This is a genomic window from Telmatocola sphagniphila, from assembly GCF_018398935.1.
GTDB lineage: Bacteria > Planctomycetota > Planctomycetia > Gemmatales > Gemmataceae > Telmatocola > Telmatocola sphagniphila.
On sequence record NZ_CP074694.1, the window covers coordinates 4,092,221 to 4,107,572 of the forward strand.

A 15,352-nucleotide genomic window follows, 5' to 3' on the forward strand; every position below is an offset into this window, starting at 1 on the left:
TCTCCACATTTTTAGTCGTCGTTCTGACGTTTCTTCAATTGCAGATAGTACACGATCAAACCAACTAGCAATGCCGCCATAACGAGCATGCCGGGTACGCTGTAGAGAAAGCCCATAACGTCCTTTCCAACGAGAGATGAGAGTTTTTAGCGAAGCTTCCCATGCGGGCGAGCCTACTCGCAGCTTACATGGTTTGAACGATTTTTTACTTGAACTAGCGCTTCATTGCAAGCGCCAAGTCAAAAAAAAGCTCTCGTCAGAATTTTCGCTGACTAGAGCTGGATTTTAAAATGTGCGGTTGCGTTAACCGTCATCAGCCCGCATTGGTTCCGGTAGCGGCGTAGTCCTCCATTTTTCGGGCTACAGCTAATGGAACGACTTTCTTCAGTTTCTTACCGCGACGAATCTCGGTCCAATCCTTCAGTATCTTTTCCGCCGATCTCGACCTGGTGAGCGAGTAGTAGTGATCCATCAGCGGATGAATCCATTCGTAATCGACGTAATTGCAATCCACTAGAGCGACGCTCTTGGAATGCAGCTTGCCCGGCAGTTCATTCTTAGGATCGAAAATGAAGAGTTCTCCGCCGGTCATGCCCGACCCGACTTCATTCTCGATGGCCCCGAGGATGAGTACCTTTCCGCGCGTCATATATTCGCAGGCATACTTCCCGGCAGCCTCGGCGACGATGACAGCGCCGCTATTGCGGATGCCCAGACGGTGACCGGCCCGGCCGCCGATATAAATCCGGCCTCCCGTGCCCCCATAGCCGACGTTGTTCCCCGCCACGCTCTGAATCTGATTTCCGTAATCGGTTCGCTCATAATCGAGCGTGACCGTTACGGTACCACCCGAGATACCCTTCGCCACGCCGTCTTGAGCAAAACCGTTCAGCTTCAATTCCATCGAATTCAGGTTCCAAGCCCCGAAACTTTGGCCGGCCTCCCCTTCGAAGTTCACAGCGATGCGTCGATTGTTCGGCATACCTTCCCGACCATAGAGCATCGCGATCCGGCCTGCCAGGGTAGCCCCTACACTCCGGTCGGAGTTGCGAATCCGGAACATCAGCTCGGACGACATGCAGGCATCCACAGCATCTTGAGCGGCCGCGACGATTTTCTCATTAAGCGATCGTTCGGGGCCGAAACCCACCCCCGTGCTGCATACCCCGCCCGGCTGAAGATCCTGAGGATATTTTTCCAGGAGATTCGTCAGAGCCATGTCCGTGCGGACAAACCGGCTGACATCCACTAGCGTTGCACGACCCTTCATGGAAGGATTCTTAAGCAGCAGATCCCCTCGACCGACAATTTGCTCGAGCTTCGTGAAGCCCATATTGGCTAGGAGCTTTCGGACTTCTTCGGCCACACTGTACAGATAAGCCTTGGTGTGTTCCGGATGGCCGTGATATTTCTCCATCGAACCCGTGATTCCGGTCGGGCAATTGGGAATGTGGCAGCTCTTGCAGACAATACATCCCACGCTGACCATCAAGGCCTGTCCGAAACTGAATTCGTCGGCGCCAAACAAGGCGTACTTAACGACGTCGTAGCCATTTTTGATACCGCCACCGACCCGAAGCGTGACAGCTTTTCTCAGGCCATTGACCACCAGAGCCTGATGCGCTTCCGCCAGTCCCATTTCGCTGGGTAGCCCAGCGTGCTCTTTCGATGAGATCATAGCAGCGCCGGTGCCGCCATCGATACCATCGATCTCGATGATGTCGGCCCCAGCCTTGGCAACTCCCACCGCAATCGTACCAATATTTTCGACAGCCACAAGCTTCACACTGACCGGCATGCCGGGTTTAATGGCTTTAAGATCGTAAATCAGTTGCGCCAGATCTTCGATGGAATAAATATCGTGGTGCGGTGGGGGACTGATCAGGTCGTTACCCGGCTTGCCATAGCGAATTTCGGCAATTTCCTTGGTAACCTTTTTGCCCATCAGCTGGCCGCCTTCACCCGGCTTGGCCCCCTGAGCCATCTTGATCTGAAGTTCGTCGGCATTGATGAGGTATTCCGCATCCACTCCAAACCGGCCGGAAGCCACTTGACGGATTCTGCTGCGGAAACGGCTCTTGCGAAGCTCTCCCGCCAAGGTATATATCGAAGGATTTTGAATACGTTGCTGACGGATAGTATCCCAAAATTCGCCCCAGGCTCGTTCGGGCATGTCGTTGCGGAAGCGGGCTTCGCCCCCTTCACCGGAATTGCTGAGGCCATCCAGTTCGTTGAACGCCGCGGCCAGAGTCTGATGGCTGGCGCCGGTCAATGCTCCGTGGCTCATCGCAGCTCCACGGAACTTACGACGAATGATGTGGATCGCCGGTTCGACCTCTTCCAGCTTTACCGGCTGTCCGGATAGCTTGATGAGGAACAGATCGCGGAGAACCGTAGGAGTCCGATTCTGGACCAACTCCGTGAATTTGACGTATTTATCGGCGACCCGTTTGGGGGCTTCCGGATCATTATCGGTCGGAACGGCAGTGTAAACGCTTTCGCCGCCGCCCATTTCCGGTTCGGGATAGGCTTCCTTCACGGCATCCCGAAGTGCCATGCGTACCTTGGCATTGAAGGCTGTGTAGTCTAGGTGCTTGCCCAGAACCGACATTTTCTCGGCCTGCTCAACTCTCCAGGCAGCATCTTCCACCAGATGTTCCAACTGGATGCCGCCGATTCGACTCGGGAATTCGCCGAGAAATTCCATAAGTTCCGAGCCAAACCCGACCGCCTCGAACAGCTGGGCGCCCCGATAACCTTCGATGGTAGTAATCCCCATCTTGGCGATGATCTTCTTGATGGAATCTTCGAGCGCGGCGAAGATATTCTCGAGGCACTCGCGGGCCGAGAGGGTCGATTCCTGCTTGGTATCGGCTTCCTTGAAAGTTAGACCATTCTGAATGATTCGCAGCATCAGATAGGGATGCACGGCGTCCGCGCCAAAAGCGATCAGGCAGCAAATATCGTGGCCTTCCTGAACATCGGCAGCCTGGACAACCAGAGAGCAGCGATCGCGCAAACCTTGCTTGCACAAATAGGTGTGAACGGCCCCTAACGCCAAGAGCGATGGGATCGGTACGATCCCCATCTTGCTCGATTCCTTGTCGGACACGCAGAGCACCCGGTATCCTTCGTGCACGGCCTTTTCCGCGGCGGATTGAAGCGAGGTTAACGCTGTGCGTAAAGCCGCTTTGCCGCCGGACAGGTTGAAGGTGGCATCCAGAGTGGTGTAGGCCAGCACTTCATTTCGGCGAATTTCTTCGATGATCGCATCGGAAACCACGGGCGAAGAGAGCTCCATCTGCTTGATCGGCAAAGCATCTCTTCCATCACTCGTCTTTTGCTGGCCATCTGCAAAACCAGCAGGCTTACCGAGGTAGGTCATCAGGCTCATGGCCCCCCCTTCTCGATAAGGATCGATCGGAGGATTGGTCACTTCCGCAAAGGTCTGCTGGAGGTACTTGAAGAGCGTCTGATGGTAGTTCGAGAAGATGGTCAGCACGCGATCGTGCCCCATCGAACTGAGAGGCTCCTTGCGGAGCTTGGCCATTTCCTTAACGAAAACCGCCCTCTGGAAATCCCAACCGCAGGCTTGCAAAAGGTGATCGAGCGTCCAGTTGCGATGGTTCAACTGCGCTTCCACGGTATCCGAGGTTTGGGCCGTGAAATCGAAGCCTTCGGGAATAATAATTTCGGCTTTGTTCAATTCGTGAAGATTGGGGTAACTGATCCCGGTCATCTTCCTGCGGGCTTCCAGTTCACCGCTCGACATTTCGGTGACGACACGATCCAGAGTCTGGAAGTGGTCGAGCCGTTCGCCGGTCTGCGTATCGATGGCGATCATCTGTCCCGGTTGCAACTGGCCGCTGGCGACAATCGTGGCATTGTCGAGACCAAAGACTCCCGATTCCGAAGCGATGTACAACCAGCCGCGCTTATCCGACAGCCAACGCACCGGCCTCAAGCCCATTCGATCGACCAGAGCGACCAGATAACGACCATCGGAAGCGACTAATCCCGCCGGTCCATCCCAGGCCGAGAGCGAACCGTAGGCTCGACGGCAATAGGTGAATGTATCGACCGCTTCCGGACCCCAGTAATCGGCTTCGGAATCCCAAACCGGCGGCAAACTCAAGCGCATCGCCCGGAGCAAAGACCAATCGCGTTCCAGCATCAGGTGTTCAACCCACTCGTCGAGCGAGCCGGAGTCCGACATCCGGGGAGTGAGTAAATCGTTACCGGGTAGTGCAGGGCTGAGGCCGCGTGCATAAGCATGCACGGCATTGCGATTGGTGCGAATCGTGTTGATTTCGCCATTATGACAGAGAATCCGGAACGGCTGGCCCAGCATCCAGTTCGGATAGGTATTGGTGGAATAGCGGCGATGGAAATAGGCGATGCCGGTTTCCATGTCGTCCCGTGAAAGATCGGGATAGAACGCTATCGCTTGATCGGACGTTAACAATCCTTTGTAGCTGATCACTCGAGTGGATAGCGAGCAAACATATACCTGAAGCTTTTCTTCCTCAAAGCGCTGACGCAATTCCAGTCGACGGCGATAAAGCCACTTCTCGGCGGCGAAAGCATCTCCTTCGACGCGAATCAGCAATTGTTCGATACTGGAAGGGCAGGATTCCCGAGCTGTCTTCGGGATGGCATCCATGTGAACCGGAACCGGCCGCCAGCCGAACAGGTAGTAGGGACCGCTTCCCAGCACGTCGCGAATGATTTTCTTGGCGGCTTCGACTCGCTGCGGTTCGCGATCGAGAAAGAAGAACACGCCGATAGCGAGTTTGTCTTCTTCCTTCAGAAAGCGGGCTTGGTCGAGTTTATGCCGACGAGCTTCTTCCTTGAAAAAGTTCTGAGGAATTTGCAGGGAGACTCCGGCGCCATCGCCAGCTTCACCGCAGATACCACCACGATGTTCGACGGCTTTCAATGCAGTGAGCGTGCGTTTCAAGACTTCCGACGTGGGTTTGCCGTCTTTAGCAGCTACCCCGCCGATACCGCAGGCGTCTTTACCCACGTCGTCCTGATACAGCAATTCTCGTGACCGCACTAAGGCCAGGCCGGCTTCATTCATCGCAGTAGTCCTTCTCCCTTTCATGGAAGCTCGAAACAACGGAACAAGGAAAGATTGGTAATTTTACTAACTAGCCAAACAATGTGAAAGAGCGTCTAGGATTTTGGGGGTTCACTGGACAAGAAATCGATTCCAAAAAATAGGTGAGGGTTAAACCGAAATGGCTCCAGGGCATTAACAGGACGCTAAGTGCGAAACGAGAGTTAATTTACTTCATCCTCTCCCGGACCAGTTTGCTGACCGCTTTGAATTGCGGATGCTTGGCATCCTCCAGCCATTCAAACGCCGTGGTTTCCACACTGGTGAGTATCGCACCGGCACTTTCCAGCCTGCGCAAAGCCACTTCGTGATCCAGCGAAAAACGGGATTGCACCCCATCCACGGGGATGAATACCAAATAGTCCCGATCGATCAGATCCAGAACGGTTTGAAGCACACAAACGTGGCTTTCCATTCCGGTGACTATCACTTTAGGTCGCCCAAAGTGATTCAAAGTCGGCAGAAACTCGCCGGGTCCACAACAACTGAACTGCGTCTTGGCACTTATCGGACTCGCAATCCTAACCGCAAGAGTCGGATGGGTAGCTCCGAGGCCCTGAGGATATTGCTCGGTGGCCAGGATGGGCACTTCCAGAAGGCGGGCTACATCCAGAAGAAAGCCGACATCCCGCAGTAAATCACTGGCTTTCGGCATCGCGGCCAGAAGCTTATCCTGCACATCGATCACTAGCAGAACGGAGTCCTTCGAAGTGATTCGAGGGTTCTTTTTCATTTAGCAGAGTCCAAAAAGATTTGGCCGGTTTCACCAAACGCCCGCTTTAAAGCGGAGATCGTTGAGGGTAATGCCCTGAAGATTTTTTCTCAGCGATTCGAGCAGCTTTCGTTTGTGGAATTGAGCGAGTTCCTGCATCAAGACAGCCGAGCGTACCTCGATTTCCAGCACGCCGCGGCGAATATTCAAAGGCCGGGCGTGGGCTTTGTACTCTTCGTCTATAGAAGCTTCGAAGGCGCGCTCCAGCCGCAGGCGGTCCTGCTTGCGGCCAAAGCCCCGGGCGGCAAAAAGGCGGGCAAGAATATCGCCGAGCGGTTCCGGGCCGCTCGGTTCCGGTTTTTTCATAGGATTCGATTACGCCTTGCTGCTGACGTTTACGTAGGCATGCACATGAGGTAACACGCGGTAGTTCCATATGAAGCCAGGGCCTTCCAGGCGCCAGAAGCTCCACGGCTGCTTTTCATTCGTCTTGGCACCTTCACTTTCATCGGTGTAGAAAGCAAAGCGGATTTTTTCCATGCCTCCGGTGCGTTTGATGATGGCCATCACTTCATCGACATCCTCTTTCCGGTAAGGGGAAAGTATGGTCCTCATCACGCTATCCACCAGTTTAATCTCGTCCGCCGTCATCTCAGCGGTGGCCAGACCAGCGGGGGTATGCTTGCGGGCTTCCTTGAAACTGACCGATTCCTCGTGCTCGCCGGGCGTCCCCATAGTAATGAGAGCTTTGGAGCGCTGCTTGGCATCGAGTGCCTCGAACAACCTGGCAACTTCACGCGTCTGGTAGTTGAAGATGTTCTTAGAATCGTAGCCCATCGGCGTATGGCCGTAGTAAATTGGCCCGCCGAAGGCGGTTTCTTCTTCCGAATCGCCATCGCATCGCAACGTAATATGGTGGCCCGAGAAGACGAAAGCGTATTTATCCTTGGTGGGGTCGCCGAAAATATTGGCTCCGCAATTCTCGAAAGATTTGGAAGCATCCCAAGTGCCATCCCGGCTGAACTGACGATAGCCTTCCTCGCCGCTGGACATGGCCTTCAGAACGCGAACCACCAACTCCTGCTGAGGTTTCGTGTAGACGTCCTTGATCGGCTTGCCAAGTGCTTTGTTGTACATGCGGCCGCGAGCTTCGTGATTCCAGGGCAATTGAATATTCTTTTTCTGATCCTCGGAGAGCCCGGCGAAGAGTTCCTTGACCAGTTCCTCGGCCGGATGGATGACTTGCGGCATCGGTAATTTTTCCGGTTCCGAAGCCAAACTCAGACCCGCTCCCGAAAGCACGGCGGCTCCCGTACCCATCAGACGGACAAAATCTCTGCGATCCAGATCGACGCATTCGGGGCAATTCAATTTTTCTTGCATGGCGGTGACTCCTAAGGAGAGTTTGAGAGACCGATCTGATTCTACTTCGATTTTCTGCAATTAAGCAAGCGAAAGGATCGGGCTCGGCAATTATGCGCAAGTTTGAGCGAAAGCCCTAAGAGCAATTGCGGACACCCGCTTCCGCCGGAAATAGGCTGTTTCAGATTAACGTTCCACTCCCAAGGGTTCTCCGATTTAAGGGAGAAGTCGGAGGTACGGAGAGTTTCGAACTTGGGCTTTTCCGCAAAAATTTATCCCTGGAACATATTCCGAATTGTCTGGATATTTAAGATTTTTTCATTCTGCAAGTCCATTTAAATTCAGACTTTATAGCAATTTATCCCAATCCAGACTACTAAACAGTATTGATTTACTTCTATTTCGATATATGTTGCTATTGAGATTCAATCTCATTAACAAAGGGCGTATTCGAGGTAGATTTATGCGATTTAGTTTTCGACGAAAAAATGCTTTTACCCTCATTGAGCTTCTGGTGGTCATCGCCATCATCGCGTTACTGATCGGCCTGTTGCTGCCAGCAGTGCAGAAAGTCCGCGATGCGGCCAGCCGACTGAAGTGTCAAAATAATTTGAAGCAGATTGGGCTGGCGATGCATGGCTACATGGACGTGAATAACGGTCTGCCGCCCAACGGTCGATTTACTTACAACGGTTCGACGGTTACCCAAACCTCCCCGTGGTCGGCTTTGTCGCGTATTCTGCCATTTATCGAACAGGAAAATCTTTCCAAGGCAATCGACTTCAACACAAACTACAGCACACAGCCGTTCGTCACTTCCAAACGCATCTCGACTTTCCTTTGCCCGAGTGAGATCAACGACAAAGGCAGTGGCACGGATGCCACCTATGGTAATAAAAACTGGACGCTGAATTATGCGGTGAATTTAGGCACTTGGGGCGTGCTAACGAATAAGTCCAAGTCGATGCAAGGTACCGATGGCGCTTTTTCTCCGAATTTCTGCTACCGTCCTTCAGATTTCATTGATGGCATGAGTAACACTCTCGCCCTGGCCGAGGTGAAAGGGTACACGAATCGGGTGAACGGCGCTTCCAATTCCACAACCTATAGTTCACCGCCCCCGCTGCCGAACAGTCCGGTCGATATTACCGCCCTTTCTCTCGCGGCCTTCGATGCGAGCAAAAACACCCACGTCGAGTGGGTGGATGGCAAGGTACACGAAACAGGATTCACGAGTATCTTTACGCCGAACACCAAGGTCAATTACAGTGCGAACGGCCAAATTTATGACGTGGATTACATTGCCGCCACGGAAGCCAATTTGGGCGACACTTATGCGGCGGTGACGTCTCGAAGTTACCACACTTCGGGTGTAAATGCCGTGCTAATGGATGGCTCAGTCCGCTTCCTTACCAACTCTATTGCGCTGCAAACCTGGCGCTCCCTCAGCACCCGGGCCAGGGGCGAAGTTCTGGGAGATTATTAATTCGATATCGTATCCAAGTGAGTGCGGCCGATTCTCGGTCGCACTCGTTTCCGAGTTAATCGAGATATCCCATGGCAGTCCTTGAATCTGCAGAATTTCCGCGCCGCTCGTTCAGCAAAAAAACGCTGCAAATACTCCGTCGGCTCCATCTCTATCTGGGGCTTCTGCTCTTCCCCTGGGCTCTGATCTACGGCAGCAGCGGGCTACTGTTCAACCATCCGGAATTTTTCAACGAACAGCCGCTGCATTACTATGGTGCGAGCGAAATCGCGGGAACTCCCTTGGAGTCTCGCTCACCCCCTTCCGACATCGCAGCGCAAGTCTTTGAGGTTTTGAAAAGCAGGCTGCCAGATAAGAGTTTGCAACTACTGGATGTGGAGAAGGCAAAATACAGCCGGGATTTCGCTTTTGCCGTTGTGAATACCACCGATGGACCCTGGAATGCGCTTTTTGAAGTGAATGGGAATGGGGGAACGATCACTAAGCCCAAGCCGACCACAAAAAAACCTCCCGAGACTGTCGCCCCTTTCGCTCAGAAAGAGGGAGTACAAGCCGGGGTACCCCTTGGCACGCAGTTCCGGGAAAGTCTCCCGACGATTCTGGAACGCAAGGGATTACCATCGGGCGAAGTTCGCATCACTTCCGTTCCCGATCTGCAATTCCCTATGTCGGTCGATGGGGAGCCCTGGCTGGTGAGTTATAATTCCTTGACAGGAAGCGTCTCTGGAAAGCCGCTGGAAGCCGATTCAGGTCGTTCGCTATCGGCCCGTCAATTTTTGCTTTCTCTTCACAAAGCGCATGGCTACCCTTCCGCTCGAACTGCGCGGTGGGGTTGGGCTGTGATTGTCGACATCATGTCCGTTGTGCTGATCTTCTGGGGAGTATCGGGCTTATTCATGTGGTGGCAAATCAAATCCACACGAACCTGGGGCCTAATCGTTTGTCTCTCGAGTATGGTACTGGCCACATTGTTAGTGGTAGGAATGTTGAGAGTTCTTTAGCGGAATTCCGAAATGTCGTTAGGGAATCTGGACTTCAACGCATAAAATTTCCCCCGTAAATGTAACCGTGGAGAAGTTTTATGTGCTTTTCGCCAGAGGCCAGTTTTACAGTCGGTGCAGGATTGATCCCGGCCGGGCTCTTCTGTATTCGACAAGCAGTGAGAATCAATCCTCGGACGATTTATCTCGCCTGTATTCCCCTGGTATTCGGGATACAGCAAATTTGCGAAGGCTTCGTCTGGCAGAACATTACCGGTACTGGAGAAAACCTCCGACTGAGCTCGCTGGCATTCTTATTTTTCGCGATCGCTTTCTGGCCTTTTTGGTTTCCGTTGGTGGCCGCGATCATGGAACCACCGTCCACAAAGAAATGGCTGTTCTGGGGCTTCGCAATTCTCAGTACGTTCTGGTTATTCGCCATGTATTTACCGCTGGTATTTGGGCCGTCCGAATTGCTCATCACGCGCGTCGAGCGGCATTCCATCCAGTATTACTATCCCGATCTATGGATCTATCAGTATTTGCCGAAGACACCGTTACGGATCATTTACTTTCTCATGGTGGCTCTGCCGATGGCGTTTAGTTCGGAATCTCTGGGGAAAATCCCAGGTTTGGCGCTGGGAATATCCGCCGGGGTGACAATAGCCCTTTACGATTACGCTTTCGTTTCGGTGTGGTGTTTCTTCGCGGCCGTTTTGTCCTTTTATCTGGTGATCATGTTTTACCAGCTCCCTAATAAAGAGAAGCCGAGCTTATGAGCATTCCCTATTTTCAGATCGACGCGTTTTCCGATCGAATCTTCCACGGCAATCCTGCGGGAGTGTGTTTTCTGCCCGAGTGGCTTCCCGATTCCTTATTGCAAGCGATTGCCGCTGAAAATGGCTTGCCCGAAACGGCGTTCGTAGTACAGAAATCGGACCATTTTTTATTGCGATGGTTTACGCCGAATCTGGAGATGGATCTTTGCGGCCACGCCACTCTCGCCCCGGCCTACGTCCTTTTTCAGCACTATGGCTATCCAAAAGACAAGATCGCTTTTGAAACCCGCTCCGGAATATTGACTGTTCGCCGAAAGGCGGATTACTTCGAACTGGACTTCCCTTCCCGCCCCGCTGTTGCCTGCAATGCCCCGGCCTCACTCCTGGAAGGTTTGGGTATTACAGAGGCTCTATTCATTGGCAAAGCCCGGGACTATCTGGTCGTACTGCCGGATGAAAAGAGCGTGGCTGAGCTGAATCCGAATTTTCAGGAATTAAAAAAAATCGATACTCTGGGAATCATCACCACGGCTCCTGGAAAACAAGTCGATTTTGTATCGCGATTTTTCGCGCCGCGAGCCGGAGTCGATGAAGACCCCGTTACCGGCTCCGCTCACAGCACGCTGATTCCCTACTGGTCCACTCGTCTGGGGAAAACCGTACTAAAGGCGCGACAGATTTCAGCTCGAGGTGGGGAGCTGTTCTGTGAACTCCGGGGTGAACGCGTAGGAATAGGCGGTAGAGCCACAACCTATATGCAGGGATTTTTGAATATTGATGTATTTCAAGGACAAAAATAAGGGACAACTATATCCGCAAATAAACCGCTTGTGAAAAAATCAACAAGATTGAAATGGTGGAGTTCAATCGGTGAAATCGGGAGTTTCCAACAAATTGCGTAAATTCCCTGATCCCTCTCATTCTTATTATTCAGCGAGATTTTTATTATTTTCTGCTTCGTGCGCCCCCTCTGAATCCTGATAAATTTCCAATTTGTATTTGACTCCGAAATGAAATCTGTTTACAAGTTAAGTAGCGGTTTTGTGGCCTAGGTCAGCGTACCGCGATTTACAGATCACCTTCTTGGTCTAAGAACTCAGCTTTAAGGAGCTTTTTCTATTTATCAGGTCGACGCTTGGTCACTTCGATCAAGACTATGACCGTATACTTTTTACTTTAAGAGGTCTCAATGAAACGGTTTCTCTCCAACCGTCGGTCGGGTTTCACCCTGATCGAGCTTCTCGTCGTGATCGCAATTATTGCGATACTCATCGGCCTGTTGTTACCGGCCGTCCAAAAAGTCCGTGAAGCGGCTGCACGTATGAAATCTGCCAACAATCTGAAGCAGATTGGTCTGGCACTTCACAATGCCCATGATTCTTTGGGTGCATTTCCTCCAGTTTCGGCTGGATGGTGGGCATCGTACTCGTCCGCACAGGGCGGCTATGGTGGACCTAACCCATACACCGGGCCGTATGCCCCCTTGGCCCAGCCTGGTGCCGTTTCCTACTACGAAATCACTTTCTTTTCTTGCTTGCTTCCTTACCTGGAGCAGGGGCCACTCTATGCTAAGAGCGGTCAGCCTTCGAACGTGTACAGTTGGGTGACCGGTCCAGCAGATATCGTGCTCGGTCAGAAACTGAACGTTCTGTTGTCACCGACCGATTACAGTGTCGCCAACACCGTTACCGCCAATTGGAGTTGGGTGAATAGTAACAATCCAGTGCCCGTCGGCCTCACTAGCTACGCACCGAGCTACCGCGTCTTCGCCAAGAATCCCAAAGCCTACGTTTGGAACATTTGGGACGGTAGCGGTGGCGGCCAACGAACGATTGCCGGAGTTAGCGATGGTTTGTCCAATACCATTTTTGTCGCGGAAAAGATGATGATTTGCGGTGCCAGCCAGCCCAACAACTTGAACGGTAATCCTTTCGTGTCCGCCTGGGGTACCGATCAGGATGTCAACAGCACGCCTTGGTTTGCCGGTATCTCTACCCAATGGCCAGTCAGTAACTGGAGTGACAACAACGGCTACTGGGAAGTTCCGCAGGCTCAACCCGCTCCCGCCAACTGCTCCTACTGGCGTCCAACGGCCCTGACGGCCAGCGGTTGCCAATGCCTATTGGGCGATGGTAGCGTTCGAAATGTTAGCACCAATATTTCTTACCAGACCTGGAGTGCCGCGATTACTCCCGATGGTGGAGAAATTCTGGGTTCCGATTGGTAAGCGTTAATTTTGATTAAATATTTTTGACCCTCGGCGAACGCTCCGCCGAGGTTTCTTGTTTATATATTCCCACCTCTGGAGCAACATGCCATGAGATTACGTCTAATCCCCCCTGCACTCTTACTCGCAATTCTATTCGTCACTGAAGGCTGCGGTCCCCGACTCGATCCGGGTACGGGCATCGAAATCAAAGGATCCGTCACCTTGGACGGAAAGCCCATCACGATTGGCCAAGTGATGGCATTCCCCTTTACCGGCATCCAGGTAAGCGGCAATGCTCAGAGCACGAGGATCAATGCCGATGGAACATACTCCCTGGGAAATGTGCCGGCCGGCTTCCTGCGAATAGTGGTAAAAACCACTCCCTTTAAGGGTAGTGCAATGGCGCTTGGTAAAAAGAACGCCAACCCGACAAAGGGTGTTGGAGCGCCTACGATGGAAGGAACCTTCATCGATGCTCCGGCGATCTACGAGGATCCCGAGAAAACTCCTCTGAATCTCGAAGCCAAGGGAAGAGGGGTAATCACCTATGACATTGAAATGAAGTCGAATGCGGCCTCCGGCGACGCTAAAAAATAAAATCCCCGCCGAAGATTAGGTTTCTAAAAAACTGAAAGTCGCAACTCCCACTTGGGTAATTGCGACTTTCTTGCATTTAAAAACTTCATCCGCCAGCAATAGCTCCGAGAATCCAGAAAGGTTCTTTACCACTCAAAATGTCCGCGGGTAGCTTATACTCGAAAGGTTCGTGTGATATATCTTCCTCGCACGCAAAAAATCGCAACATGGGTCGACGGCGTTTAGTAACATGATCGCGGATCGTCCCGAGTAAAACGGGATAGCGGGCTTCCAGTGCATTCAGAACGGAACCGATATCCCCGGCCTCATCGATTTCCAGGCTAATTTCCTCTCCGACGTTCGCCAGCGTTCTCAAGTGATAGGGCAGAATCACACGGATCATAAGATCGTCTGTACCTCCACCGAGAGGACCGCGGGAAGATCCCGAACGATGGCGGTCCAGTTATCGCCTGAATCGGCCGAGACGTACACCTGCCCGCCTGTGGTGCCGAAGTAGACACCGCAGGAATCGAGGCTATCCACCGCCATGGCATCTCGAAGAACGTTGACGTAGCAATTTTCTTGAGGAAGCCCTTGAGTCAAGGCTTCCCATTCATGACCGCCCGTCCTGCTGCGATAGACCTGCAACTTACCATCCATGGGGTAATGTTCGGAATCGCTCTTGATGGGAACGATATAAATTGTGTTGGGTTCGTGAGCGTGCACGTCAATGACAAACCCGAAGTCTGTGGGTAGATTGCCGCTGACACGCGTCCAGTTATCGCCGGCATCATCGGATCGCATGATGTCCCAGTGTTTCTGCATGAACAGGACGTTGGGGCGTTTCGGGTTCATGGCCACATGGTGCACGCAATGGCCAACTTCCGCCGTCGGATCGGGTATGTATTTGGAATGGAGTCCCTTGTTGATGGGCTTCCAACTCTGGCCGCCGTCATCGGTCCGAAAAGCACCGGCGGCCGAGATGGCAATATAAATGCGCTGGCTATTGGATGGATCCAGCAAGATGGTGTGCAGACACATCCCTCCGGCCCCCGGCTGCCATTTTGGTCCGGTGCCGTGCTTGCGCAATCCCGACAGTTCTTCCCAGTTCTGCCCGCCATCGTTAGTAACGAATAGAGCGGCATCTTCCGCACCGGCGAAAACCTTATTGGGATCGGTTAAGGAAGGCTCCAGATGCCAGATCCGCTTGAACTCCCAAGGATGTGGGGTGCCGTCGTACCACATATGGGTGCCGGGAATCCCATCGTACACGAATTTGTTTCCCACGGGATTCCAAGTCTTACCGCCATCGTCCGATCTCTGAATCATCTGGCCAAACCAGGAACTGGTCTGGGACGCATAGATCCGATCGGGATCGGCGGGCGAGCCCTTCATGTGGTAGATTTCCCAACCGCCGAAGTATGGGCCATTCACTTCCCATTTTTTGCGTTCGGCATCAGAGTTGAGGAGAAAAGCCCCTTTGCGGGTACCAACCAGTACGCGAACATGGCTCATAGTAGGACTCTGGAGAGGAAGAAATTTACAAAATTTTATTTTTTATTTTTCGGCAAGTTCCTTGAGGTTCAACAGGCCATTTTCGAAATCGCGCCCCACCATTTTCTCCATGTTAATGAAAACACTCATCACTCGACCCATGAACACCATGGGACCTTCCATTCGCCAAGTCATCACAGTCGAATGTTCCGCTTGGGGCTCGAGTTTGAATGTCGTCGTATTATGACTCGGGAATGGCTTGATGAAATCCAACTTGATGGAGACATATCGTTCCGGCTCCGCATCCAATATTTCCATGCGTCCCTGGCCCGCCTTCTTATTCCCGAGCCATTCGTAAACCGCACCTTTTCCCTTCTCCGCCCCGCTAAAAGTGGCCTGCATTTCTGGATCCAGTTTTTCCCACGGCGACCAGCTCTTCCAGTGGTGAAAATCGCTAATGTACTCGTAAATTTTCGCGGGAGATGCTTGAATATTCTGGCTGCGCTCCACTACGAATTTTTTGGGCTTGGTCAGTGCGAGGCCGATTATCACCAGGAAGAAAGCGGCTAGAGCGATACCAACATAAATCAGAATCTCCAGCATCGAAATCTCCCAAGGTGGTAAGGAAAAGC

At 52.5% G+C, this 15,352-nt stretch carries 13 protein-coding genes; 6 read left to right on the forward strand and 7 right to left on the reverse strand.

The genetic code is table 11. The features are described from left to right. Positions 1 to 313: 313 nt before the first annotated feature. The 4 genes from KIH39_RS16360 to KIH39_RS16375 all read right to left on the reverse strand — a co-directional run bounded on the left by KIH39_RS16360 (position 314) and on the right by KIH39_RS16375 (position 7,217). A complete protein-coding gene (locus KIH39_RS16360) occupies positions 314 to 5,083 on the reverse strand; it encodes a glutamate synthase-related protein (protein WP_213494292.1) in 4,770 nt (1,589 codons plus the stop codon). Between the two features lie 208 nt (positions 5,084 to 5,291). Further along, positions 5,292 to 5,855, reverse strand: a complete 564-nt coding sequence (locus KIH39_RS16365; protein WP_213494293.1) for an isochorismatase family protein — start codon at positions 5,853 to 5,855, stop codon at positions 5,292 to 5,294. A gap of 30 nt (positions 5,856 to 5,885) precedes the next feature. After that, positions 5,886 to 6,200, reverse strand: coding sequence for a DUF721 domain-containing protein (locus tag KIH39_RS16370; RefSeq protein ID WP_213494294.1), 315 nt, complete (start codon positions 6,198 to 6,200; stop codon positions 5,886 to 5,888). 9 nt (positions 6,201 to 6,209) lie between these two features. Continuing rightward, the gene (locus tag KIH39_RS16375) at positions 6,210 to 7,217 is read right to left on the reverse strand and encodes a DUF3500 domain-containing protein (RefSeq protein WP_213494295.1); all 1,008 of its coding nucleotides are present in this window, start codon (positions 7,215 to 7,217) and stop codon (positions 6,210 to 6,212) included. A 442-nt stretch (positions 7,218 to 7,659) separates the two neighbouring features. Between KIH39_RS16375 and KIH39_RS16380 the strand changes: the two genes are divergently transcribed. From KIH39_RS16380 to KIH39_RS16405, 6 genes are all read left to right on the forward strand, one after another. Next, positions 7,660 to 8,682, forward strand: a complete 1,023-nt coding sequence (locus tag KIH39_RS16380) for a DUF1559 domain-containing protein (RefSeq protein ID WP_213494296.1) — start codon at positions 7,660 to 7,662, stop codon at positions 8,680 to 8,682. Positions 8,683 to 8,753: 71 nt separating this feature from the next. Continuing rightward, positions 8,754 to 9,683: a hypothetical protein gene (locus KIH39_RS16385; RefSeq protein ID WP_213494297.1), complete on the forward strand. Its 930-nt coding sequence runs from the start codon at positions 8,754 to 8,756 to the stop codon at positions 9,681 to 9,683. Between the two features lie 80 nt (positions 9,684 to 9,763). Then, the gene (locus KIH39_RS16390; protein WP_213494298.1) at positions 9,764 to 10,441 is read left to right on the forward strand and encodes a DUF6629 family protein; all 678 of its coding nucleotides are present in this window, start codon (positions 9,764 to 9,766) and stop codon (positions 10,439 to 10,441) included. After that, positions 10,438 to 11,241, forward strand: a complete 804-nt coding sequence (locus KIH39_RS16395) for a PhzF family phenazine biosynthesis protein (protein WP_213494299.1) — start codon at positions 10,438 to 10,440, stop codon at positions 11,239 to 11,241. The genes KIH39_RS16390 and KIH39_RS16395 overlap by 4 nt, the downstream gene beginning before the upstream one ends. 389 nt (positions 11,242 to 11,630) lie before the next feature. Continuing rightward, complete coding sequence (locus KIH39_RS16400) at positions 11,631 to 12,668, forward strand: DUF1559 family PulG-like putative transporter (RefSeq protein ID WP_213494300.1); 1,038 nt, start codon at positions 11,631 to 11,633, stop codon at positions 12,666 to 12,668. 90 nt (positions 12,669 to 12,758) lie between these two features. Next, positions 12,759 to 13,247, forward strand: coding sequence for a hypothetical protein (locus tag KIH39_RS16405; RefSeq protein ID WP_213494301.1), 489 nt, complete (start codon positions 12,759 to 12,761; stop codon positions 13,245 to 13,247). 85 nt (positions 13,248 to 13,332) lie between these two features. Here the strand turns inward: KIH39_RS16405 and KIH39_RS16410 are convergent, their stop codons facing one another. Genes KIH39_RS16410 through KIH39_RS16420 form a run of 3 tightly spaced genes read right to left on the reverse strand, consistent with a single transcriptional unit; the run spans position 13,333 to position 15,323 of the window. Next, entirely contained in the window at positions 13,333 to 13,629 is a 297-nt protein-coding gene (locus tag KIH39_RS16410; protein WP_213494302.1) for a MoaD/ThiS family protein, read from the reverse strand. Continuing rightward, positions 13,626 to 14,741 carry a WD40/YVTN/BNR-like repeat-containing protein gene (locus KIH39_RS16415; protein ID WP_213494303.1) on the reverse strand — a complete coding sequence of 372 codons (1,116 nt, stop codon included), beginning with the start codon at positions 14,739 to 14,741 and terminating at the stop codon, positions 13,626 to 13,628. The genes KIH39_RS16410 and KIH39_RS16415 overlap by 4 nt, the downstream gene beginning before the upstream one ends. Positions 14,742 to 14,783: 42 nt before the next feature. Then, on the reverse strand, positions 14,784 to 15,323 hold the full coding sequence (locus KIH39_RS16420) for an SRPBCC family protein (protein WP_213494304.1): 540 nt from the start codon (positions 15,321 to 15,323) through the stop codon (positions 14,784 to 14,786). Between the last annotated feature and the right edge of the window lie 29 nt (positions 15,324 to 15,352).

Bases quoted from the DNA above. Each gene is read 5' to 3' on its own strand.
- KIH39_RS16360 (WP_213494292.1), bottom strand. From the start codon at position 5,083: ATGAATGAAGCCGGCCTGGCCTTAGTGCGGTCACGAGAATTGCTGTAT.
- KIH39_RS16365 (WP_213494293.1), bottom strand. From the start codon at position 5,855: ATGAAAAAGAACCCTCGAATCACTTCGAAGGACTCCGTTCTGCTAGTG.
- KIH39_RS16370 (WP_213494294.1), bottom strand. From the start codon at position 6,200: ATGAAAAAACCGGAACCGAGCGGCCCGGAACCGCTCGGCGATATTCTT.
- KIH39_RS16375 (WP_213494295.1), bottom strand. From the start codon at position 7,217: ATGCAAGAAAAATTGAATTGCCCCGAATGCGTCGATCTGGATCGCAGA.
- KIH39_RS16380 (WP_213494296.1), top strand. From the start codon at position 7,660: ATGCGATTTAGTTTTCGACGAAAAAATGCTTTTACCCTCATTGAGCTT.
- KIH39_RS16385 (WP_213494297.1), top strand. From the start codon at position 8,754: ATGGCAGTCCTTGAATCTGCAGAATTTCCGCGCCGCTCGTTCAGCAAA.
- KIH39_RS16390 (WP_213494298.1), top strand. From the start codon at position 9,764: ATGTGCTTTTCGCCAGAGGCCAGTTTTACAGTCGGTGCAGGATTGATC.
- KIH39_RS16395 (WP_213494299.1), top strand. From the start codon at position 10,438: ATGAGCATTCCCTATTTTCAGATCGACGCGTTTTCCGATCGAATCTTC.
- KIH39_RS16400 (WP_213494300.1), top strand. From the start codon at position 11,631: ATGAAACGGTTTCTCTCCAACCGTCGGTCGGGTTTCACCCTGATCGAG.
- KIH39_RS16405 (WP_213494301.1), top strand. From the start codon at position 12,759: ATGAGATTACGTCTAATCCCCCCTGCACTCTTACTCGCAATTCTATTC.
- KIH39_RS16410 (WP_213494302.1), bottom strand. From the start codon at position 13,629: ATGATCCGTGTGATTCTGCCCTATCACTTGAGAACGCTGGCGAACGTC.
- KIH39_RS16415 (WP_213494303.1), bottom strand. From the start codon at position 14,741: ATGAGCCATGTTCGCGTACTGGTTGGTACCCGCAAAGGGGCTTTTCTC.
- KIH39_RS16420 (WP_213494304.1), bottom strand. From the start codon at position 15,323: ATGCTGGAGATTCTGATTTATGTTGGTATCGCTCTAGCCGCTTTCTTC.